The 21,298-nt window shown below is 68.3% G+C and carries 17 protein-coding genes; 5 read left to right on the top strand and 12 right to left on the bottom strand.

Annotated features, from left to right (window positions below; genetic code table 11):
* Nucleotides 1-76: 76 nt before the first annotated feature.
* The gene (locus CDN36_RS08845; RefSeq protein ID WP_287496520.1) at nucleotides 77-1,270 is read left to right on the top strand and encodes an MFS transporter; all 1,194 of its coding nucleotides are present in this window, start codon (nucleotides 77-79) and stop codon (nucleotides 1,268-1,270) included.
* Here the strand turns inward: CDN36_RS08845 and CDN36_RS08840 are convergent.
* Entirely contained in the window at nucleotides 1,254-2,201 is a 948-nt protein-coding gene (locus CDN36_RS08840; protein WP_287496519.1) for a MurR/RpiR family transcriptional regulator, read from the bottom strand. The two genes, CDN36_RS08845 and CDN36_RS08840, sit on opposite strands and share 17 nt — an antisense overlap.
* 275 nt (nucleotides 2,202-2,476) lie before the next feature.
* Here CDN36_RS08840 and CDN36_RS08835 point away from each other — a divergent pair, with 275 nt between their 5' ends.
* The 3 genes from CDN36_RS08835 (at nucleotide 2,477) to CDN36_RS08825 (ending at nucleotide 5,630) form a co-directional block, all read left to right on the top strand.
* Nucleotides 2,477-3,826 carry an aspartate aminotransferase family protein gene (locus CDN36_RS08835; protein ID WP_287496518.1) on the top strand — a complete coding sequence of 450 codons (1,350 nt, stop codon included), beginning with the start codon at nucleotides 2,477-2,479 and terminating at the stop codon, nucleotides 3,824-3,826.
* On the top strand, nucleotides 3,823-4,665 hold the full coding sequence (locus CDN36_RS08830; RefSeq protein WP_287496517.1) for a beta-keto acid cleavage family enzyme: 843 nt from the start codon (nucleotides 3,823-3,825) through the stop codon (nucleotides 4,663-4,665). Before CDN36_RS08835 ends, CDN36_RS08830 begins: the two co-directional genes overlap by 4 nt.
* 227 nt (nucleotides 4,666-4,892) lie before the next feature.
* Entirely contained in the window at nucleotides 4,893-5,630 is a 738-nt protein-coding gene (locus tag CDN36_RS08825; RefSeq protein WP_150555398.1) for a glutathione S-transferase, read from the top strand.
* Between the two features lie 83 nt (nucleotides 5,631-5,713).
* On the opposite strand, the gene CDN36_RS08820 is transcribed toward CDN36_RS08825, so the two are convergent.
* From CDN36_RS08820 to CDN36_RS08780, 9 genes are all read right to left on the bottom strand, one after another.
* The gene (locus CDN36_RS08820; RefSeq protein WP_287496516.1) at nucleotides 5,714-6,229 is read right to left on the bottom strand and encodes a GNAT family N-acetyltransferase; all 516 of its coding nucleotides are present in this window, start codon (nucleotides 6,227-6,229) and stop codon (nucleotides 5,714-5,716) included.
* A 335-nt stretch (nucleotides 6,230-6,564) separates the two neighbouring features.
* Nucleotides 6,565-7,986 carry a TAXI family TRAP transporter solute-binding subunit gene (locus CDN36_RS08815; protein WP_287496515.1) on the bottom strand — a complete coding sequence of 474 codons (1,422 nt, stop codon included), beginning with the start codon at nucleotides 7,984-7,986 and terminating at the stop codon, nucleotides 6,565-6,567.
* 83 nt (nucleotides 7,987-8,069) lie between these two features.
* Complete coding sequence (locus CDN36_RS08810) at nucleotides 8,070-9,572, bottom strand: M81 family metallopeptidase (protein ID WP_150555396.1); 1,503 nt, start codon at nucleotides 9,570-9,572, stop codon at nucleotides 8,070-8,072.
* Entirely contained in the window at nucleotides 9,569-10,831 is a 1,263-nt protein-coding gene (locus CDN36_RS08805; protein ID WP_150555395.1) for a Zn-dependent hydrolase, read from the bottom strand. Before CDN36_RS08805 ends, CDN36_RS08810 begins: the two co-directional genes overlap by 4 nt.
* 120 nt (nucleotides 10,832-10,951) lie before the next feature.
* Nucleotides 10,952-11,653 (bottom strand): ABC transporter ATP-binding protein, encoded by a 702-nt coding sequence (locus CDN36_RS08800; protein WP_287496514.1) that lies wholly within the window; start codon nucleotides 11,651-11,653, stop codon nucleotides 10,952-10,954.
* Complete coding sequence (locus CDN36_RS08795; protein WP_150555393.1) at nucleotides 11,650-12,417, bottom strand: ABC transporter ATP-binding protein; 768 nt, start codon at nucleotides 12,415-12,417, stop codon at nucleotides 11,650-11,652. Before CDN36_RS08795 ends, CDN36_RS08800 begins: the two co-directional genes overlap by 4 nt.
* Nucleotides 12,414-13,400 carry a branched-chain amino acid ABC transporter permease gene (locus tag CDN36_RS08790; RefSeq protein ID WP_150555392.1) on the bottom strand — a complete coding sequence of 329 codons (987 nt, stop codon included), beginning with the start codon at nucleotides 13,398-13,400 and terminating at the stop codon, nucleotides 12,414-12,416. The genes CDN36_RS08795 and CDN36_RS08790 overlap by 4 nt, the downstream gene beginning before the upstream one ends.
* Complete coding sequence (locus CDN36_RS08785) at nucleotides 13,400-14,257, bottom strand: branched-chain amino acid ABC transporter permease (RefSeq protein WP_150555391.1); 858 nt, start codon at nucleotides 14,255-14,257, stop codon at nucleotides 13,400-13,402. The genes CDN36_RS08790 and CDN36_RS08785 overlap by 1 nt, the downstream gene beginning before the upstream one ends.
* A gap of 142 nt (nucleotides 14,258-14,399) precedes the next feature.
* On the bottom strand, nucleotides 14,400-15,605 hold the full coding sequence (locus CDN36_RS08780) for an ABC transporter substrate-binding protein (protein WP_150555390.1): 1,206 nt from the start codon (nucleotides 15,603-15,605) through the stop codon (nucleotides 14,400-14,402).
* 252 nt (nucleotides 15,606-15,857) lie between these two features.
* Between CDN36_RS08780 and CDN36_RS08775 the strand changes: the two genes are divergently transcribed.
* Nucleotides 15,858-16,949: a FadR/GntR family transcriptional regulator gene (locus CDN36_RS08775; protein WP_502920350.1), complete on the top strand. Its 1,092-nt coding sequence runs from the start codon at nucleotides 15,858-15,860 to the stop codon at nucleotides 16,947-16,949.
* A 60-nt stretch (nucleotides 16,950-17,009) separates the two neighbouring features.
* Here CDN36_RS08775 and CDN36_RS08770 read toward each other — a convergent pair whose 3' ends face one another.
* Nucleotides 17,010-17,633: a molybdopterin-dependent oxidoreductase gene (locus tag CDN36_RS08770; protein ID WP_287496513.1), complete on the bottom strand. Its 624-nt coding sequence runs from the start codon at nucleotides 17,631-17,633 to the stop codon at nucleotides 17,010-17,012.
* Between the two features lie 181 nt (nucleotides 17,634-17,814).
* Nucleotides 17,815-21,195 carry a BTAD domain-containing putative transcriptional regulator gene (locus tag CDN36_RS08765; RefSeq protein ID WP_287496512.1) on the bottom strand — a complete coding sequence of 1,127 codons (3,381 nt, stop codon included), beginning with the start codon at nucleotides 21,193-21,195 and terminating at the stop codon, nucleotides 17,815-17,817.
* Between the last annotated feature and the right edge of the window lie 103 nt (nucleotides 21,196-21,298).

Below are 21,298 nucleotides of genomic sequence, written 5' to 3'. Positions count from 1 at the left end.
TCGCGCGCGTGCCCTCGAACTTTCCCCGGCGTTCCCTATGCCCCGCTCCTTACCGCACCCCCCGCGATCGTCCTCGATGGACGAGAGCGCCGCGCCTTTGCGCCGTCACGCGCCATGGGCGATCCCGTTGCTCGCGCTGCAGCTTTTCCTCGTGACGTTCTCCGTCAATCTGCAGGCGCCGCTGGTGCCCCACTACGCGGCGGCGAGCGGCTACGGCGCAGGCGCGCAGGCACTGGCGTTTGCGTGCTACGTGGGCGCGCTCGTGCCGGCGTTGCTGTTTCTCGCGGGGCTGTCGGACCGCGTGGGACGCCGATTGCCGCTGGCCGTCGCGCTCGTGCTGGGTGCGGCGGGCACGTGGCTCACGCTGCGTTGGCCGACTCTCGTCGCGCTCGGTGGCGCACGCGCCTGCTACGGTCTGGCGACCGGGCTGGTCGCCGGCAGCGGTACCGCCTACATGACAGAGTTGTACGGTGAACGCGAAGACGCGGCCGCGCGCGCAGCGGCGCTGGTGGCGGCGTCCACGTCGCTGGGCTTCGGCATGGGCGCGCTGGTGACCGGCGTCTGCCTGGTCATGGCGCCGAGCGCGCTCCCGCCGCTGAGCTTGCCCGCCTATCTGCCCTTCGCGCTGGCGGCGGCGGTCGCGGTCGCCGCCCTGCCGGCCCCGGCCCGCAATTCCCGCGCGCCGTGGCTGCGCTGGCCCGTGCTCGCGCCGGGCACGGCGCCGCTGGGTGTGGCGATCCTGCTGGCGTGGGCGGCGGTCGGCGTGGTCATCGGCGTCGTGCCCGCGGCGCTCGCCGCGCACGGGCATGCGGCATGGGCGGGCTTCGCGACCTTCTTCGTGATATCGACCGGTCTCGCGTTCCAGCCCGCGGCGCGGCGCATGAGCGCGGTGCGCGCCGTGCGCACGGGACTGCTGCTGGTGCCGCTCGGGTTCGCGGTGCTGGCCCTGGGCGTGATCCACGCGAGCCTGCCGGCCTTGCTCGCGGGCGCTGCCGTGGCCAGTTCGGCCTGCTACGGCTTCACCTATCTGGGCGGCCTCGCGGCAGTCAACGCGGCCGTTGCTCCGGCGTTGCGCGCGCGGGCGGCGGCGGGCTACTTCCTGTTCGCGTACTTCGGATTCTCGGTGCCCGTGATCACGAGCGGCTGGCTGGCCGACCATTTCGGCATGCCGGTCGCGCTCGCACTGTTTACCGCCGCACTGACTGCGGGCAGCGTCGCATTGGCGGTCACGCTGCGCCGCGCGCAGGCATCGGTCACGCGCCCGGTTTGAGACGCTTGCCGCCCGCGGCATTGCCAGCATTGCCGGTGTTGCCGCCGCTGCCGGGGCTTACGTAGGCTCCGGTGCCGTGCAACTGGTCTTCGGCCAGTTCCAGTGCGCGCACGGCGCCGCGCCCCTTGCGGGCGAGCAGCATCTCGACGAGCGTTTCCACCACTGCAATGCCGGCCGTGATGGACGGGAAGAACGATGGGCTGTCGTGCGAGAAAAGCACCGTCACGTCGGCGTCGAGCGCGAGCGGCGAAACGGTGGAGTCGGTGAGTGCGAGCACGCGCGCTCCTGCCGCGCGCGCGGCGCGCGCGACGATCAGCGCCTCGTTGGAATACGGCGCGAAGCTGATCACCACCACCACATCGCGCGCCGACAGCGCTCGCAACTCCATCTCGAGCGTGCCTGCCTCGCCGCGAATCAGGTGCACCGTCGGCCGGAACAGCCGGTAGACGTACTGGAACGTGAACGCGATCGGGAAGCACGCCCGGAAGCCGGCCACGTGGACGGTGCCCGCTCCCGCCAGCAGATCGACGGCGGCGCTCAGCGATGCGCCCGCGCCCACCTCGGTCAGATCGAGGTTATTGTGCTGCACGCGAAACATCTCCGGCACCATGCGCGCCGCGTCGCCCTCGCGGATGACTTGCCGCGCGCGGCTCGCGTAAGGCTGGGGCCCCAGCCGGATCGATTCGAGGAACAGCTCGCGCAGACCGTGCCAGCCCTCGAAACCGAGATGCTGGGCGAGCCGCACGAACGTGGCAGGCTGCACGCCGGCTTGCGACGCGATGGCCCGCATCGAACTGATGGGCACCTGCTGCGGATGGTCGAGCAGAAAACGCGCGCCCGCCTGGAACTGCGGACTTAACTGAGGGTAACGCTCGCGCAGCAGCGCGTTGAGCTGCTCGAGCGTCTGCGGCAGCGCGGGGGGTTGTGTCATTGGGGATGGCAACACGGCGTCGGAACAATGTAACGATTGTTGCATGAAATTCGCCGCGCGCGCACGCGATTTGTCCGGCGGCAACGCATGGCGGCGACGCCGCGAGTGTGGCAGAGGCGTTACGCAAACTGTTGCGTTCGAGTTGTTAATGAAACATATGTTGCAATGAACCGACGATCGGCATACACTAGGCGGCATCGTTCGCACGCCGGTGTGCCGGGTGGCCATCGGGCGACGGTCATCTTTTCGTCAGAGGTCCAGGCATGACTGCAGGCATGACTCACGTGTTTCACCGCAATCCGCGCCAGACGTTGCCCGTCGCCGTCGGCGGCCAGGGAATCGAGCTGATCGACAGCACCGGCAAGCGCTATCTCGACGCCTGCGGCGGGGCGGCCGTCTCGTGCCTGGGGCACGGTCATCCGCGCGTCATCGAGGCCATGCAGCAACAGGCGGCGCAACTCGCCTACGCCCACACCTCGTTCTTCACGACGGAGGTGGCCGAACAACTGGCCGACACGCTCGCGGCGAGCGCCCCCGGCGATCTGAATCATGTCTACTTCGTGAGCGGCGGCTCCGAAGGCGTGGAGGCGGCGCTCAAGCTCGCGCGCCAGTACTTCGTCGAGATCGGCCAACCGCAGCGTCAATACTTCATCGCGCGCCGCCAGAGCTATCACGGCAACACGCTCGGCGCGCTCGCCATTGGCGGCAATGCGTGGCGTCGCGAGCCGTTCCTGCCGCTGCTCGTGCCGGCGCATCACGTCTCGCCGTGCTTCGCCTATCGCGAGCGCCGCGACGGCGAGAGCGACGCCGCCTACGTGCAGCGGCTGGCCGATGAACTCGAAGCGAAGATCCTCGCGCTCGGCGGCGACAAGGTCATTGCGTTCGTGGCGGAAACCGTCGTTGGGGCGACCGCTGGCGCCGTGCCGCCGGTGGCCGACTACTTCCGGCGTATTCGCGCCGTATGCGACAAGTACGGCGTGCTGTTGCTGCTCGACGAGGTAATGTCGGGCATGGGCCGCACCGGCCACCTGTTCGCGTGCGAGGAAGACGGCGTCGTGCCCGACATCCTCGTCATTGCGAAGGGCCTCGGCGCCGGCTACCAGCCGATCGGCGCGATGCTGTGTTCCGACCGGATCTATCACGCCGTGGTTGGCGGCTCGGGCTTCTTCCAGCACGGCCACACGTATCTCGGGCACGCCATGGCGTGCGCCGCGGCGCTTGCCGTGCAGCGCACGATCGCCGAGGAGAATCTGCTGGAGAACGTGAAGGCGCGCGGCGAGCAATTGCGTGCGGGACTGCGCGAGGTCTTCGCCGACCATCCGAACGTGGGCGACGTGCGTGGACGCGGCCTCTTCGTGGGCGTCGAATTCGTGGCCGAGCGCACGAGCAGGCAGACGCTGCCGGCAGCCGACAAGATGCACGCGCGCCTGAAGGCCGCGGCCCAGGCGCGCGGACTGCTCATCTATCCGATGGGCGGCACGGTCGACGGCGTGCATGGTGACCACGCGCTGATCGCGCCGCCGTTCATCTGCCAGCCGGGTGATATCGACCGTATCGTCGAATTGCTGGCGCTGTCCGTTGCCGATGTGACCGGCGTTCCCGCAAAGGTTGGAGGCGCGGCATGACGCGAGCCTTTGCACTGGCCGTCGCGCCCAACGGCGCGCGCCGCACGCACGCCGACCATCCGGCGCTGCCGATGACGCCGGACGAGCTCGGTGCGTGCGCCAAGGCGTGTCTCGACGTCGGCGCGGCAATGATTCACCTGCACGTGCGCAAGGCCGACGGCACGCACAGCCTGGAAGTTCCCGATTACACGGCGGCCATTGCGGCCGTGCGGCGCGCGGTCGGCAACGAGCTCGTACTGCAGGTGACGACCGAAGCGGTCGGCATCTACGCTCCGGCGCAACAGATCGCGACGGTGCGTGCATTGCATCCGGAAGCAATCTCCGTCGCGCTGCGCGAGATATTGCCGGATGCCGCGCACGCCCCGGCCGCCGAAGCGTTTTTCGAATGGTTGTGGCAGGAACGCATTACGGCGCAGTACATCCTGTACGACACGGAGGACGTGGCGCATTACTGGCGTCTGCGCGCAAGCGGTGCGATCCGGCCGGGACGTCACTGGGTTCTCTTCGTGTTGGGGCGGTACAGCAAGGGACAGTTGTCGTCGCCGGCCGATCTGCTGCCGTTGCTCGCCGCCTGGCACGGAGGCCGGGCGCGGGCGGACGCCGAAAACGACGCCACGCCGTGGGCCATGTGCGCGTTCGGCCCGCGCGAGGCCGAGTGCGCGTTGGCGGCCGTGTTGCAAGGCGGCCACGCCCGGATCGGCTTCGAGAACAACCTCTTCCTGCCGGACGGCAGCGTCTCGCCGGGCAACGAGGCTTCGCTGCGCGCACTCACTGCCGCCGCGGCGCCCCTGGCGCTCGCGCCCATGACGGCCGACGCGCTGCGCGAACTCACGCGCTGACCGGCGCCGCCCGACCAGGCCGCTGTAATAGAATCGGCGTAGCCTCGAAGAGGCTCGCGGCGCCGGGGCCGCGCGCGCACGGGGCATCGACTTCGCCCGTCGATCGGGTGATCGAGCCGGTGATCGAGCCGGCGGATCTGGCGCTGTATCGCGCCAGGCGGCAGGGCAAGCACCGCGCGGAGATGCCGCCGGGCGGTTGGGGGCCGAGAGGGCTCCAGGGAGGACGCATGACCTTCGAGCTGTTCTACTGGCCGGGACTGCAGGGGCGCGGCGAATTCGTCCGCCTTGCATTTGAAGCCACCGGCACGCCGTATGTCGAGATCGTTCGCGGCACCGGGCCCGGACAGGGCCTGGACGGCCTGATGCAGACGATGGACGACCCCGACTGCGTCGATCCGCCCTACGCGCCGCCATTCCTGCGCGTGGGCGACGAACTCATCGGCCAGACGGCCAACATCCTCGCGTATCTCGGGCCGTTGCTCGGGCTCGTCGGCGAGTCGCCGCGCACGCGCCGCTGGGTGAATCAGCTGCAACTCACGCTTGCCGATCTCGTTGCCGAAGTGCATGACGGCCACCATCCGATCGCGAGCCGCCTGTACTACAGCAATCAACGTGCCGAAGCGCGCCGGCGCACGGCCGATCTCATCGAATACCGGTTGCCCAGGTACTTCGACTACTTCGAGCGTGTGCTGGCCCACAACCCCGAGGCCGGCGGCTGGCTCTCCGAAGGGGCGATGTCGTATGCGGATCTGTCGTTGTTCCAGGTCATCGCCGGGCTCTATTACGCATTTCCGCGCGCCATGTCGGGCTTCGCCCGGGCATACCCGCGATGTCGCGCCGTGCATGACGCCGTTGCCCGCCAGCCGCTCGTGGCGGCGTATCTGAAGTCGCCACGCCGCATCGCGTTCAACACCACGGGAATTTTCCGACACTACAAGGCACTGGACCGCACCACGCCGTTCTGAAGCGCGGCGTGGGCGGCGGCTGCCGGATTCGCCGGCAAGGCGGCGCCCGGCCGGTCTTGCCCGCGAGATACGCGCAAGTCGCCCTACTCGGGAAGTGTCGCGTCGCCGGCGTTGAGCGGGCGTTGCATGAGAACAGTATCGACCCAGCGGCCGAACTTGAAGCCGACCGACGCGAGCGTGCCGGCATGCCGGAATCCGCACGCGGCGTGCAGCGCCAGCGATGCGGCATTGCCGCTGTCGCCGACGTTGGCGATGAGCTGCCGCCACGGCCCGTTCTCGCAGCGCGCGATGAGCGTGAGGAGGAGCGCCCGGCCAACGCCCTGCCCGACGGCGTCCGCGGCGACGTACACCGAGTCTTCGAGCGTGAAGCGGTAGGCCGAGCGCGGCCGGTAATGCGTCGCGTAGGCGTAGCCGAGCACCCTGCCCTCGCGTTCGGCGACGAGATACGGCAGCCCCGCCTCGCACACTTTTGCACAGCGCGCGCGCATCTGGGCCTCGTCCGGCGGCACCTCTTCGAACGACGCCGATCCCGTGAGCACGTGATGCGCATAGATCTCGGTGATCGCCGGCAAGTCGGCGTCGCGCACGGGGCGCACCATGCATGCGTTGCGCGCGAGTTCGGTGCCCGGGCGTTGCGCCGCGGCGGGCGCGCCGGGCCCGGCGGACGCAGGAGCGGAAGGCGAGGACGGGGACGGGGACGAGGACGAGGACGGGGGCGGGGGCGAGGACATACGAACGGGCCGGCGTGTCGGGTTTCAGGAAGGTGTCAGGAAGGTTCCTGGACGAGTTCAGGACGATCGCGGGACGATCGGATGGCGGCGTTGCATGTGCCGCACGGTTGCCCGCGAATCCTCATGGCGGGCAGTTTGCACCCCGCCGACCCATAAGGGAAGCTTGTGTTCGTTATAAGATGCATAAGCTTTACTTTGAGACGTCAGGCGGGTCTTTCACTGGCGGCGCCGGCAGATGCCGCCGCACGCGGCGTCTGCGCGTGTGCGTCGTCGGAAGACTGGCCCGCGTTCATGGCGTCGAGCCGCTGTCGCACAAAGCCGATGTGTTCGCGCAGCACGTAAAACTGGTCGGCATACGCGAGCGGAATCTTCAGGCGATTGACGGCCGCCTCGATGGCGTCGAGCCGATGACGCAGACTCTTGTATTCGATGTGAGCGTCGTCGGCGAGCGCTTCGCGTTCGAGCGCAATGAGCGCGCCGTACCAGCGATAGAGCCGCGACTTCACGCGCCAGCTATACAGCGACGGCACCAGCCGGAACGCCGGAATCAACACCACGATGATGGGCACGAGCAGCACGATGATGCGGTCGGCCAGGCTCGCGATCCAGAACGGCAGATGGCGGTACAGGAAGCCCTTGCCCGACTGGTAGTAGCGCGCGGCGTCGTCCGAGAGCGGGAATTCGTGCACCTGCGACGACGGAAATTCCCCGGCGCGCTGCAGCAGGTTCGCCTTGCCGTGCACCTCCCGAGCGGCTTCGATCAGCAGATCGGACAGCGCCGGATGCAGGCTGTCGCGCGCGACGAGCTCGACCGTGGGACTGATCACGTGCACCGGCTGCGCGGGCAGGTTGCGCCCGAGGTCGAATACGCCGCGAGGCAGCGTCAACGGGTTCAGATAGGTGAAGCGGCGCGTGTAGGCGTCGGCCTGCGCGAAGTCCATCAGGCGCACGCCCGGCGTGCGGATGAGCTTGCCCATCGTCGGGCCGGTCGCCGTGTCGCCGGTGAGCATCGCGGCGTCGACGCGGCCGTCGATGAGCGCCTGCGCGGCTTCCTGTCCGTCATACGCCGTGAGCGTGGTTGGCCCGCCCGGCTCGATGCCGTTGGCCTTGAGCAGCGTGAGGGCGAGCGCGCGAGCCCCGCTTCCTTCCCGGCCGATGGCGATGCGCTTGCCCGCGAAGTCCGACAGCTTGGTGACGCGCTCGCCGCGATAGAACACGGAGATCGGGGCGTAGAAGACGCTGCCGAGCGAGACGAGGCCGTCGACGTCGAGCCCGGCGGACACGCCGCCTTGCACGAGGCCCAGATCGACGTTCTGGCGGGTGTCCGCGAGGCGCTCGATATTCTGGCGCGAGCCCTCCGAACTCAGCACGTTGAGCGTGATGTCGTTGCGCGCGAGGATCTCCTTGTAACGCTGCGCGGCGTTCCAGAAGGAGCTGCCTTGCGGCCCTGCGCTTATCGTCACGGTGCGCGGCGGCGCCGGCTGCACGAGCCACACGGCGAGCCAGATGGCCGCGATCGCCACGAGCACGACGGGGCCGAACGAGACGGCGAGATCTCGCCACGAAATCGCCACGAAGCGCGCGCGCAATCGCCGGTGAGCGGGTGGAGTCGAGTCGGTCGTCATTGAGAAGGCTGGCTTGTCCAACACCCGGCTGATCATACGCCATCCGCGGACTTAACCGGACACGCGCGGCGCGAGCCGCCGCATCAGGAAAGATCGAACACCACGTCCCGGTCGAGCGGATACACCGGGCGTCTTACCCGCGAGAACGGAAACAGCGCGTAGTTCGAGCTCGTCACGCCGTTGCTGTCGCACTCGACCAGCCCCGCGGAAATGGGCACGAACACCGGCCGGCAGTACATGCGCGACTTGAGCAGCAGGAAGCGCTCGCTGCGCGGATCCAGCCCGACGCATGTGAACACGCCGTGATCCCACGGCTCGTGGGTGCGCTCCGTCACCACGATGCGAGCCGGTCCAATGTCGAACAGCACCGTGCGCCCCATGCAGCAGCGCTGGCCCGTGTACGTCGGTCCGGTGACGACGTATTCGCCGTTGCTGATCTTGCGCACGATGCCGGTGAGCACGGGCGGCGTCTTCGTGATGCCGAGCTGCGTGAGCGGCCGCTTGTTGCCGAGCGCGAGCGTGACTTCGGCGCCCTCGCCCGCGGCGATCAGCGTCGCCACGGCTTGCGGGTCGCACAGCGGGCCGACACCGATGCCCGTGAGGCCGCCGGCGAGCGCGGCCTCGAGCACGTCCATCGTGTCGCAGGTGCCGCCCGACATGCAGTTGTCGCTGTGATCGAGCAGCAGCACCGGCTTGTCGGCGCCGTCGGCCAGTCGCTTCGCTTCGGCAATCGATTCGGCGAGCGGTGCGCTGCGATAGACGAAGCCGTCGCGCTCGTCCCACGCCTGTGCCGCGATCCGGTCGGCCACCGCTTGCGCGCGCGCCACGCCGTCTTCGCCGTCCGGCGCAGTCACGACGACGCTGATGCAAGGCGCGGCAATGTCGGCGAGCGAGAAGCCCGAAAATACCGAGACGGCCGGGATACCCTCCTCGGTCTCGGCACGTCGCGCGGCGTCCAGCGCGCGCTTCATCGCTCCCCCGTGGCTCGTGCTGCGCAGCGAGTGCACCATCAGCGGCGGCTGGCGCCACACCACCTTCGGGCGACGCTTGCCCGCCAGCATTTCGAAGAGCAGCCGGGCGGCGTGCTCGCCCGTCTCGTACATGTCGACGTGCGGATACGTCTTGAAGCCAACGACGATATCCGCGTTCGCGACGATCTTCGGCGTGACGTTGGCGTGCAGGTCGAGCGCCACGGCAATCGGCGTGCCGGGCGCTGCCGCGCGCACGCGTTCGAGCAGGTCGCCTTCGCCGTCGTCGCTGTTCTCGGCGACCATCGCGCCGTGCAGGTCGAGCAGGATGGCGTCGACGCCGCGCGCGGCCGCCACGATGCGCCGGCACAGTTCGTCATAGGCGCTCGCCGCCACCGGACCGCTCGGGTTGGCGCTGGCGGAGACCGGCGTCACCATCTCGGCGCCCGCGGCGTGCGCGAGGTCGATGAACGCCGACATTGCCGTGCGCATGCCCTTGTTGTCGCGATACGCCTGCTCGTCGTAGGCCGGCCCGTGGTTGCCGAACGCTTCGAGCGGCGTCGGCACCGGAGAGAACGTGTTCGTCTCGTGGTTCATCCGCGCGATCATCACTTTCATGCGACACCTCCCGCGCGTTGCAGCATGGCTTGCAGCAGCACGTTGCACCCGGCCTCCAGGTGCGCCGGATCGGCGTCCTCGATTTCGTTGTGGCTGATGCCGTCCTTGCACGGCACGAAGATCATCGCCGCCGGCGCAATGCGCGCCAGGTAGACCGCGTCGTGCCCCGCGCCGCTAATGGCGTCCATCGACGAGAGGCCGAGGGCCTGCGCGCCCGCACGGACCGCCTCGACGAGCGCCGGCGCGAACGGCTGCGGCGCAAAGTACACCACCTGCTCGATGGCCACGTCGATGCCGTTCGCACTCAGCGCCTTGCACTCGGCGCGCAGCTTGTCGTCGAGCGCGTCGAGCGTGGCGTCGTCCGCGGCGCGCAGGTCGACCGAGAGCTTCACGCGCCCCGGGATCACGTTGCGCGAGTTCGGATAGTTGTCGACCCAGCCGACCGTGCCGCGCGCATGCGGCGCGTGCTCGCACGCGATGCGATTGACGGCCTGAATCAACTGCGCGGCCGCGAGCAGCGCATCGCGGCGCAGCGCCATCGGCGTGGGCCCGGCGTGGGCCTCCATGCCGGTGACGGTAACGTCGTACCAGCGCTGGCCGAGCGCGCCCTGCACGACGCCGATGGTCTTGCCATGCGCTTCGAGCACCGGCCCCTGCTCGATGTGGGCTTCGAAGTACGCGCCCACGGCGCCCGGCTGGCCCACGGCCGGCACCTTGCCGGCATAGCCGATCGCGTTCAGCGCTTCGGACACGCTCACGCCGTCGCGGTCCTTCTGCGCGAGCGCATGCTCCAGGGTGAACGCGCCGGCGTAGACGCCCGAGCCCATCATCACCGGCACGAATCGCGAGCCTTCTTCGTTGGTCCACACGGCGACTTCCAGCGGCGCCTCCGTCACGATGCCGTTGTCGTCGAGCGTGCGCAGCACCTCGAGGCCGGCCAGTACGCCGTAGTTGCCGTCGAACTTGCCGCCGGTCGGCTGCGTGTCGATGTGGCTGCCGGTCATGACGGGCGGCAGCGCGTCGTTGCGGCCGGCGCGGCGCGCGAAGATGTTGCCGATGGCGTCGATGCGCACCGTGCAGCCGATCTCCTTCGCCCACTTCACGAAGAGGTCGCGCCCCTGCCGGTCGAGATCGGTCAGGGCCAGGCGGCAGACGCCGCCCTTGGCGGTCGCGCCGATGCGCGCGAGTTGCATGAGGCTGTCCCACAGGCGCGCGCCGTCGACGCGCACTGCGGCAGCCGGTTGATCGAGACGTTCCATGTTCATGAGTCCTTCAGGGCACGCGCGGCGCTCTCGCGTTGCGCCGACGCATGCGTTGGCCAATGGCGCGCCCGCCCTACGGCTGGACGCGGCGCGCCGGGGAAGCGACAAGCGCGCGGATCACGCCACGCCCACGCCCAGGTAACGGTCCTTGACGACCTCGTCGGCGAGGAACGCGGCGTTGTCCGCGCCATACACGATCACACCCTGCTCGACGATGTAATGCCGGTCGGCGAGCTGGGTGCAGACTTCCAGATTCTGTTCGACGAGCAGGATCGCCACGCCCGCCTGCTTGATGAGCTTTAACTGCGCCACGATTTCCTCGACGATGACCGGCGCGAGACCTTCGACCGGTTCGTCGAGCATGAGCAGGCGCGGATGGTTCATGAGCGCGCGGCCGATCGCGAGCATCTGCTGTTCGCCGCCCGAGAGCTGCGCGCCGCCGTTCTTGCGGCGCTCCTGCAGGCGCGGGAAGATGCGATAGATGTCCGCGAGCTGCCACGGTGAATCGCGGCGCGCGCCGAGCTTGAGGTTCTCTTCGACCGTGAGCAGCTTGAAGATGCCGCGATGCTCGGGCACGAAGCACACGCCGCGCGCCGCGATGCGATGCGCCGGCTGCCCCGCGATGGGCTTGCCGAGAAACGAGATGCTTCCCGCCCGGGGCGCGACCACGCCCGCGATGCTCTTGAGCGTGGTGGACTTGCCGGCGCCGTTGCGACCGAGCAGCGTGATGAGCTCGCCGTCGCCGACATTGAGCGAGACGCCCTGCAGGATGTGGCTCTTGCCGTAATAGCTGTGAATGCCTGCGACCTCGAGAATCATGCACGGCCTCCGGTGATCATGTTGCCGAGATAGGCGGCGCGCACGCGGTCGTCGGCCCGAATGGCGTCCGGCCGGCCCTCGACGAGCACCCGCCCCTGCTGCATCACGGTGATCGTGTCGGAGATGTCCATTACGATGTTCATGTTGTGCTCGATGAGCACCACCGTATGGTCCTCGCGCAGGCCGCGGATGAGCTGCTTCATGTCGTCGAGATCGTCGATGCCCATGCCGGAGGTGGGCTCGTCGAGGAAGATCGCCTTGGGGCGCGCGGCCAGCGCCATGCCGACTTCGAGCCGGCGCTGCTGCCCATGCGAGAGCGAGCCTGCCGCCGTGTCGGCGTGACGCGTGAGCGCGAGACGTGTGAGCACGTCGTCGACCACCGACGCGCACGCACGCGGGCCGTCGGCCTTGCGCCAGCACGAGAGCGCCTGACGCGGCGTGACACCGAGCGCCGCGAGGCGCAGGTTCTCGCGCACCGACAGGTTCTGGAACAGTGCCGTGACCTGGAACGAGCGGGCGATGCCGCGCTGCACGCGCCGGTAGTCGGCCTCGGTGGTGACGTCGTGACCGTCGAACAGGATGCGCCCGCCCGAGACAGGCACCGTGCCCGTGAGCATGTGAAACAGCGTGGTCTTGCCGGCGCCATTCGGGCCGATGACCGAATGCACCGTGCGCGGCGCCACGCGCAGGTCGACGCCGTGCAGCGCCGTGAACTTGCCGTAGCGCTTGACGATGCCCGAGGCGTCGATGAGGGCTTCGCTCATGTCGGGTCTCCCTGCGAGGTCTGCGGTTCGAGTTTGCCGCGCTTGCCGCTCACGCGCTGCCACAGCGATTCGCCCACGCCCCACAGGCCGCGGTGCATGAACAGGCTCACGGCAATGAGCAGCAGGCCGAGCAGCAGCAGCCAGCGCGGCCAGAGCGTGGACAGCCAGTCGGCGGCGAGCACGTAGAATGCCGCGCCCAGCACCGATGCGAACAGATTGCCCGTGCCGCCGATCACGGTCATCACGAGAATCATTTCGCTCGCGTGGTACTCGATGTTCGACAGCGGCGCGATGCCGGTCATCAGCGCGTGCAGTGCGCCGGCCAGGGCGGTGACCGCGCCCGAGATGGCGAACGCCACGAGCTTGAACGTCTTCACGTGATAGCCGATGGCCGCCGCGCGCGTTTCGTTGTCGCGAATGGCGAGCAGCGTGCGGCCGAACACCGAGTCGGCCACGCGCAGCAGCACGGCGAACACGATGAGAAAGATCGCCGCCACGAAGGTGTAGTACTGCCACGGCGTGTCGAGCGGCACGAGCGTCTGTCCGCCGATCGCGAGCGATTTGCGCGGAATATCGAGCAGCCCGTTGTCGCCGCCGGTCCAGTCGGTTGCCGTATAAGCGAGGAAGTAGAACATCTGGGCGCAGGCGAGCGTGAGCATCACGAAGTAAGTGCCCTTTTGCCGGATCGCGAAGCTGCCGACGAGCGCCGCGATGAGCGCCCCCAGCACGATCGAGGCGATGAGCGCGACCGGCATCGGCAGCGCCGTGCGGGTGAGCAAAATGCCCAGCGTGTAGCTGCCCAGGCCGAAGAAGATCCCTTGCCCGAACGACAGCAGGCCGGTGTAGCCGAGCAGCAGGTTGCAGCCGAGGGCGGCCAACGCGTAGACCAGCACCTCGGTGGCCAGCGTGCCCGACGAGAGCGTGAGCGGCAGGATCAGCGTGACGGCGGCCGCGAGCAGCCAAAAACGGTAGCGTTGCAGCATCATCCCCTCCCGAGCAGGCCGTGCGGGCGCATGAGCAGCACGGCCGCCATCGCCACATAGATCATCAATCGTGCGCCTTCGGGCCACAGCGTGCTCATGAGGCTCTGCACGATGCCGATCACGAGGCCGCCCACGAGCGCGCCCGCGAAGCTGCCCATGCCGCCGATGACGACCACCACGAATGCAATGCCCAGTGCTTCGATGCCCATGAACGGCTCGACGCCGCGCACCGGCGCCGCGAGCACGCCCGCGAGGGCCGCCGTGCCGGCGCCGAGTCCGAACGCAAGGCTGAACACGCGAAACACGTTGATGCCGAGCAGCGACACCATCTCCGACGATTCACTGCCCGCGCGCACGGCGCTGCCAAGGCGCGTGCCTTCGAGCAGCCACCACAATACCGCGGCGAACGCGGCGGTAAAGCCGATGAGGAAGAGCCGGTACTTCGGATAGATGAAGCTGCCCCACATCACCACGCCGTCGAGCGTTTCGGGCACCGCGACGTTATCGCCGAGCGGCCCCCACACGATGATGACGAGCTCCTGCACGACGAGCGCCAGTCCGACGGTCACGAGGATGTGGAATTCGTGCGCCTTCTCGTAGATGTGCGAGAGCAGCACCTTCTCGGCGATCCATGCGATGGCGCCGACGACGATCGGGCACACAATCAGCGCGAGCCAGAACGACAGGCCCCATTGCAGCGCCTGATAGCAGAAATAGGCGCCCAGCAGATAGAAGGCGCCGTGCGCGAAGTTCACGAAGCGCAGCAGCCCGAAGATGATGGACAACCCGACGGCGAGCAGGAAGTACAACATGCCGATCCCGACGCCGTTGATGACTTGCAGCAAATAGACGTTCATGCGCGTCCCGTAAAAACTTGGGTGGACGTGGAACCCCGTGCGCCGTCCGCTTGCGCGGGCCGCACAGACGGCGCATGCGGGTGCGCCGGAGCGTCCCCGCGTGCGGTGGTGCCAGTATTGCCGGTACGGCGGCGTGAGGCCGTCAGGCCATCTTGCACTCGGTCTTGTCGAGCGGCAGGAACGACTTGCCCGCACTCACGATGTCGGCGTAGTCGTCCGCATTCTTCATCTTCGACTTCGGCTTGCCCTTGAGCAGATAGTAATTCTTGAGCACCTGGTGATCGCCCTTGCGAATCTCTTCGGGGCCGGTGAGGCCGTCGTACTTCATGCCCTCCATCGCCGCGATGACCGCCTTGGGCTCGGCGCTGCCCGCCTTGACCATCGCGTCGAGCATGAGCTTCGAGCAGATGTAGGAGCCCGCCAGGCTGTAGTTCGGGTTCTGCTTGAAGCGCTCCTGCGTGCGCTTGACCAGATCCAGGTTCAACGGCGAGGCGACCGCGTGCCAGTACTGCGCACCGAAGTACACGCCGTCGCACAGGTCCGCGCCGAGCGTCTCGAACTGCTCCAGGCCCGAGGCCCAGGCCATCAGGATCGTGCAGTTTTTCTTCATGCCGAAGCTCACGGCCTGACGCAGCGTGTCGGACGACTGCGAGCCGAAGTTCAGGATGAGCAGCACGTCGGGCTTGGCGGCGGCGGCGTTGGTCAAGTAGCCCGAGAATTCCTTCTCGGTGAGCGAGTGGTAGCTGTTGCCCACATGCTCGATGCCCTTTTCCCGGAAGATGTTCTTCGCGGCGGTGAGCAGTCCTTCGCCGAACACGTATTGCGGCGTGATCGTGTACCAGCGCTTGGCCTTGGGCATCGACTCGATGAGCGGGCGCACCGTCTGCTCGATCGCACCGAAGGTCGGCACCGACCAGCGGAACGTGGCGCTGTTGCAGTCCTTGCCGGTGATCTCGTCGGCGCCGGCCGTGGTGATGAAGATGCCGCCGGCCTTCTCGGCTTCCTTGCCCATCGCCAGCGCCTCGGACGACAGAATGCCGCCCGCGAAGAAGCGCGCCCCCTTCTGTTGCGCGATTTCCTGCACGCGGCGGATGGCCGTGGCGGGCTTGCCCTCGGTGTCGAGCGTGGTGTAGGCGAGCGGGCGGCCGAGCACCTTGCCGTACTGCTCGACGATGAGTTTCATGCCGAGATCGGCGAACTTGCCGTTGGCGGCGAAAGGCCCCGACATCGGCACCGGGCACGCCAGCTGAATGGCGCCGGCGCCCTGTGCGAACACGTCGCGAGCGGAGAATAGGGAGGCAGGCAAAGACGCTGCGGCGGCGAGCTTCAACAGTTCACGACGATTCAATTTGGTCTCCAGTGAGGGAGCGATCGTTCAGCGGGTGCAAACGTGCAGCGCGTCACGCGCGAGCCGGCCGGCGCCCTGGAAAATCGACTGAGGCGCGAGCTGACAGTAACGGCTTGCAACGTCCGGGGCCTTATCCCTATTCGTCATATTTATAATGATAAATAGGATGAAATCGATCGTAGGTATAATGCCCCGGAGTGTCAATCGGAAAAAATTCCGGGTCGGCACGGCCGACAATGAGCGAGGCGCCACATGGCATTGGATCCGCAAACGATGCGTGAGCCGTTGGAAATCAAGCAGCAAAAGCGCGGCGATCTCGTCGCCGAATCGATCAAGCGTCTGATTACCGAAGGCAATCTGCTGCCCGGCGACCGGTTGCCGCGCGAAGTGGAATTGCAGCAGATGTTCGGGGTATCGAAGAGCACCATTCGCGAGGCGCTCAAGTCCCTCGAGGTCCAGGGGCTCATCAAGGTGAGCACGGGGCCGTCGGGCGGCGGCATGGTGGTGGAGGTGCCGCTCGAGCGCACGTTCCAGCTCATGCAGAACTATCTGTTCTTCAAGGAAGTGAGCATCGACGACATCTATACGGTGCGTCAGCTGCTCGAGCCGGAACTCGCGGCGGGCGCCGTACCGCATCTGACCGAGGCCGACTTCGCCGCGCTCGAACACAACATGGCGTGCTGCAGTCCGGCGTCGCACGATCGGCGAGAACTGCTGCGCCAGCGTCAGGCCGACGTGGACTTCCACGACATTCTCGCGGCCGCCAATCCGAACAGCTTTCTGCGCTTTACCTGCGAGCTCGTCAACGAGATGATTCGCCAGCTGATCGTGTTCGGCAACGAAACGCCGCGCCGCGAGCACGAGAAGTTCGGCACGGCCAACGTCAACATCCATCGGCAGATCACCGACGCGGCGCGTGCGGGCGACGCGCAGCGCGTGCGCGAGCTCATGCAATTTCACATGCAGGAGGCGCGCACCTACATCAAGCGGATGAACGGCAAGCTGCGCGGCCGGCTGATTCTCGACTCGGACATCGCCGACATGCAGCAGCGCGTGCGCTCGCAACTCGGCAACGGGACGGCACAGAAGGCGCGCCGCAAGCCGGCGGCGACAAGCGAGGCGCGCAAGACGCCCGCCAGGCGCAAGGGCTCCGAAGCGCTCGCCGTAGACGTTGGTCCAAAGGCTGCCACCGGAGTCGCGTCCAGGGCCGCACCAAGAGGCGTCCCAAAAGCGGTCCCGAAAACAGTCACAAAAGCAGTCGCAAAAGCAACCTCAAAAACGGCCTCAAAAACAGTCTCAAAGGCCGTCTCAGGGGCGTCCCGCAAGCGCGCGGCGGCGGACTGAGGCCGCGCCGCGGCGCGCACGGGACGGTCAGCTGATCGGTCCATCGATTGCGACGGGCGATCAACGCGCGTGCGCATCGGCCAGATGAACCGTCAGGCGCTCGAGTGCCCGCACCTGGCGCAATGCCACGCGAAGGTCGCACGTCGAGATCAGGCCGATGCCGCCTTCCTCGTCGCCGAGCGGCTGTCCGTCCCGTTCGTAGACGACGAGCGCACCCACGCCCACCGGCGTGTTGTAGAGCTCGTGCCACGAGAACATCACCGCATAGCCGTCGGCGCCATGCGCGAGCACGTAGGCGCGAGTGAAGTCGCGGGCCTGCGGCAATCGCCACTGCGCAAGGTCGAGCAACGCGGTGAGCCGCACGCCCTTGTAGTCGCCCGCGCCGCGCACCTTCCTTCCCGACAGGCATACCACCTCGAGCGGGCCGGTCAATTGGGTTGGCAGGCGCATGAGCGCACAGAGATCGAACGAGTGGCGTCGCTTGACGCAACCGGAGACGATCACTTCACGCGAGACGCGAGCCGGGCGCGAGGACGCAGGGGAGCAAGGCGAGGCGGGGGCCGCGGCGCTCGGCAGCGCACGCGGTGTGTTGCCGGCGGCGATGCGCGGCGCATCGCATGGCGCCGGCGAACGGGGCGAATCGAGAGAGAAGCCGGCGTGCGCGCGCGGGCGGTCGAGAGACATGTCGGGTTCGGCGTATGGGCCTGGGGGGCACGGGTCGCCCCAATATAGCGGGCCGGTCCCGTGTGGACATACGAGCTGCCTGATAGGGGCTATTCGCATGTCCACGCCCGTCCATCATCACCACCATCGCTTCCATCGCCAGCGGGGCGGCGCGCCCGTGCGTCGTCCCGAGACTCGTTGCTCAGCTCCCGTACCGCGCCGCTTGCGTTTGCGGCGCGCGCGCCGCCACGTCGGCCAGCCGGGCGCGCGCTTCCTGCACGTCGGCCAGCGTCTCGCCGCCTTGCAGCGCATCGAGCGCGCCACGCAGCACCGCCACGCATTCGGCATCGAGGGCGGGGTCGTTGCCTTCGAGGCGCAGCAGACTGAGCGCGGCGCGCAGCGCGAGCATCGGCGAGCCCTGGGCTCGCGCGATCTGCAGCGCCTGCTGCAGCCACGGACGGACGGTGTCGTCGGGATGATGGCCCGCGCGCAGGAAGTCGCCCTTGTGTCGCAGGAACTCGGCTTGCCAGTGGGCATCGCTGCGGCGAGCCGCCACGTGCGCGCCGCGCTCGGCGGCGTGCAGCCCGAGGGCGATGTCGCCGGTGCCGGCGCAGGCTTCCACGAGCAGCCCGAAGAAGATGCCTTCGACGCCGCCCATGATCTCGCTCAGACGGCCGACACTGTCGGTGATGCGCTCCAGTCCGCTCACGTCGCCGCGCGAGGCCAGCGCCCAGCCGCGAATCGTCTGACCGGCGAGCGCCCACAGCGCGACGCCGGTCTCCGTCGCCACTTCCGTGGCTTCGCTCGCCAGGGCTTCGGCGGGGGCCACTTCACGGCGCAAGCGGCGCAGCATCGCCGCGAACACGAGCGCGAACGAGAAGGAGTAGCGCTGGCCCTGCTCGCGGCCCATTGCCAGCGCTTGCTCGCTCGCGGCGAGCGAGGCGTCGTGACGTCCCGTGAACCAGTACGCCCACGACAGGAACGACAGGCCCGTGATGCGGGCGTCCTCGCCCAGCCCGGTGTCCGCGCTCTCCGGCCGGTAGTGCGACAGTCCGGTCTCCAGCGCGGTGACCGCCCCGGCGAAGTCGCCGTGGCAGCACAGGCTGTTGCCCAGCGCATAGTAGGCGTGGGCGAGCAGCGGCGCGGCGTTGGCCTGTTCGGCAATGTGAATGAGCTTGCGGGCGAGCTCGATGCTGCGCTCGAAGTCGCTCCACGAACTCGAACCGAGCCACAGGCCCCAGTACACCGGGAACAGCGCGACGTCGTCGCCCATGGGCTGGGCGAGCGCGAGCGCCGTCTCGAAGTTGTGCCGAGCCGGTTCCGAGCCATAGCCATGCAATGCAACGAGCGGTACGCCAAGCGCCATGCGTAATTGCAGTTCGCGCTGTGCCGTCTGCGCGATGGTGCCGGTCTGACGCAGCACGTCGAGCGCGCTCTGGTAGTGCGCGCACGCTTCGCGAAACGCCTGGCGTCCCGTCGCATACTCGCCCGCGAGGCGATAGTGTTCGATGGCGGCGTCGGGTTCGTCGGCCTGACGGAAGTGCCAGGCAAGCACTTCTGGTTCGGTCTGCACGGCCGTCTCGTCGTGCTCGCGCATGGCGATCGCGATGCGGCGGTGCGCGTCCTGACGGCGCTCCTGCGGCTGCGCGTCGTAGGCGGCCTTGTGCAGCAGCGCATGACGGAAGACATACCGCCCGTTGTCCTGGCGCTGCACGAGGGCACAGGCGACGAGCGTGTCGAGCGCACGTTCGACGAGCGCCATCGAGCGTCCGCTCGCGCGTGCGAGCACGTCCGCCTGGAATTCGGGCCCGAGGCACGACGCGAAATGGGCGACCGGCTTGGCGCTGCCCGCGGCGTCGATGCGCGCCATCATCAGTTCCTGCAGGCTCGCCGGCATGGGCATGGCGCCGCCGGTGCCGCGCCCGCCTTGTTGCGCCGCCGTCGCGCGCGCAAGTTCCTGGAGGAACAGCGGCACGCCTTCGGCCAGATGCACGATGCGCTCGCGCAGGGCCGCCGGCAGCGCCACACGCGGCGTGGCCGCGCGGACGATCGACGCGGCCGCGCCGGCGTCCAGCGGTGCGAGATCGATGCGTCGCAAGCCCACGGTGTGGCGCCACGGCAGCTCGAATTCCGGTCGCGCGCAAATGAGCAGCAGGCGTCCGCCCGGCGGATTCTCCGCCATGAGCGCGAGCAACTCCTGCGTGGAAGGATCGGCCCAGTGGGCGTCGTCGAGCATCAGCACGCCGCCGTCGGGCAGCAGTGTCGCGAGCAGGCGGGGCGCTTCGTCGAGCACGACCTGCTTCCACGCGTGCGGCACGTTGCCCTCGGCGTGCATGTCGAACAGCTCGCGCACGCTGCCGTGCGGCGTGGTGGCGATGGCCACACCGATCAGGCGTTGGGTGGCGTCGCAGATCAGCACTTCGCCCGGCAGCGCCATGTCGGCGAGCTGCGCGGCCGCGCGCGAGACGCGCCCGCCGGTGTCGGGGCTGTCGTCGGCCACCGAGCTGATCACGAGGCCGGTGTGAACGCCCACACCGATGCCAACGCGCGCGGTACTCGCCTGCACGCAGCGCATGGCGGCCTCGACCGCATGCCGTCCCGCGCCTTCGAGCGCGGTGGGATAGCCGAAGTAGCCGAGCAGGCCGCCGGTCGGGGTGCGCACCGTATAGCCCCACGACTGGCGCAGAATCGTTTCGCACTGCACGAGCGGCGGGCGCATCATGCCGGCGAGTTGATCGGGATCGTCGATGCCGTTGGGCGCGAGTTCGATGGCGACCACGGTAAGCTGGCGACGCTCCGGCCCCGCGGCGCGCTGTTCCATGCGTGCGGGCGGCGTTTCGAGCAACTGCCTGAGCGCCTGGCCGGGCGACTCGCCCAGTTCCTCATGGAGAATGTCGCACAGGCGGCGATATTCGGTTTCAGCGTCGTCACGGCGGCCGGCGCGCAGCAGCAGCGCGAGCAGGCAGTGCCAGCCCGATTCGTCGAACGGGGCGAGCGCGACGAGCTGGCGGGCGTGCGCGAGCGCCTGATCGAGATCGCCCAGGCGCGCGTAACCGTCGGCAAGCAGACGCTCGCCGAACACGCGGCGGCGCTGGTATTCGTCGCGCTGCAGTTCGATCCACTGTTCGAGATCGGGCGTGTCACGCACGGAGAGCCCGTGCAGGAACGGCCCCTGGTAGAGCGCGACGGCGTCGGCCAGGTGCTGCAGGTGCGCCGCGAGATCGAGGCCGGTGACGGTGTCGAGCGTGCGGCTGGCCTGCTCGATCATGCTTGCGAAGACATGCGCGTCGATCCACAGGCCGGTCTCCGGGCGCAGCCGCACCACCTGACGGTCGGATTCGAAGAGTTCGTCGCCCAGCGTGTCGCGCAGATGGAAGAGCATGCGCTTGAGCTTGTCGCGCCCGCCCTGACCGTCTTCGTCGGGCCAGAAGAGATCCGCGAGCGCACCGCGCGTGTGATAGCCCGGTTGCAGAGCGAGATACGCGAGCAGGCCGCGCGCTTTCGTGTACTTCACGGCGCACGCCTGTTTGCCTTGTTCGACCCGCATCGGTCCGAGCAGGTAGAGCGATCTGGTGGGTTGCATTGTCCCTGGACGGCCAATAGGCAACGCCGGCGCGCTCGCATGAGAGGGGCGCACCGGCGCTGCCGATTCGATGATGTCGTCGTGCCAGGCCGACGCGTCCGGA

Origin of the sequence: Pandoraea sp. CB10b_02, from assembly GCF_002216225.1 — a bacterium.
GTDB lineage: Bacteria > Pseudomonadota > Gammaproteobacteria > Burkholderiales > Burkholderiaceae > Pandoraea > Pandoraea nosoerga.
This window is presented reverse-complemented; position numbering and strand designations above follow the sequence as displayed.

Bases quoted from the DNA above. Each gene is read 5' to 3' on its own strand.
- CDN36_RS08775 (WP_502920350.1), top strand. From the start codon at position 15,858: ATGGCATTGGATCCGCAAACGATGCGTGAGCCGTTGGAAATCAAGCAG.
- CDN36_RS08800 (WP_287496514.1), bottom strand. From the start codon at position 11,653: ATGATTCTCGAGGTCGCAGGCATTCACAGCTATTACGGCAAGAGCCAC.
- CDN36_RS08820 (WP_287496516.1), bottom strand. From the start codon at position 6,229: ATGGTGCGCCCCGTGCGCGACGCCGACTTGCCGGCGATCACCGAGATC.
- CDN36_RS08785 (WP_150555391.1), bottom strand. From the start codon at position 14,257: ATGAACGTCTATTTGCTGCAAGTCATCAACGGCGTCGGGATCGGCATG.
- CDN36_RS08790 (WP_150555392.1), bottom strand. From the start codon at position 13,400: ATGCTGCAACGCTACCGTTTTTGGCTGCTCGCGGCCGCCGTCACGCTG.
- CDN36_RS08830 (WP_287496517.1), top strand. From the start codon at position 3,823: ATGACGCGAGCCTTTGCACTGGCCGTCGCGCCCAACGGCGCGCGCCGC.
- CDN36_RS08815 (WP_287496515.1), bottom strand. From the start codon at position 7,986: ATGACGACCGACTCGACTCCACCCGCTCACCGGCGATTGCGCGCGCGC.
- CDN36_RS08835 (WP_287496518.1), top strand. From the start codon at position 2,477: ATGACTCACGTGTTTCACCGCAATCCGCGCCAGACGTTGCCCGTCGCC.
- CDN36_RS08765 (WP_287496512.1), bottom strand. From the start codon at position 21,195: ATGCAACCCACCAGATCGCTCTACCTGCTCGGACCGATGCGGGTCGAA.
- CDN36_RS08810 (WP_150555396.1), bottom strand. From the start codon at position 9,572: ATGAAAGTGATGATCGCGCGGATGAACCACGAGACGAACACGTTCTCT.
- CDN36_RS08795 (WP_150555393.1), bottom strand. From the start codon at position 12,417: ATGAGCGAAGCCCTCATCGACGCCTCGGGCATCGTCAAGCGCTACGGC.
- CDN36_RS08805 (WP_150555395.1), bottom strand. From the start codon at position 10,831: ATGGAACGTCTCGATCAACCGGCTGCCGCAGTGCGCGTCGACGGCGCG.
- CDN36_RS08845 (WP_287496520.1), top strand. From the start codon at position 77: ATGGACGAGAGCGCCGCGCCTTTGCGCCGTCACGCGCCATGGGCGATC.
- CDN36_RS08840 (WP_287496519.1), bottom strand. From the start codon at position 2,201: ATGACACAACCCCCCGCGCTGCCGCAGACGCTCGAGCAGCTCAACGCG.
- CDN36_RS08770 (WP_287496513.1), bottom strand. From the start codon at position 17,633: ATGTCTCTCGACCGCCCGCGCGCGCACGCCGGCTTCTCTCTCGATTCG.
- CDN36_RS08825 (WP_150555398.1), top strand. From the start codon at position 4,893: ATGACCTTCGAGCTGTTCTACTGGCCGGGACTGCAGGGGCGCGGCGAA.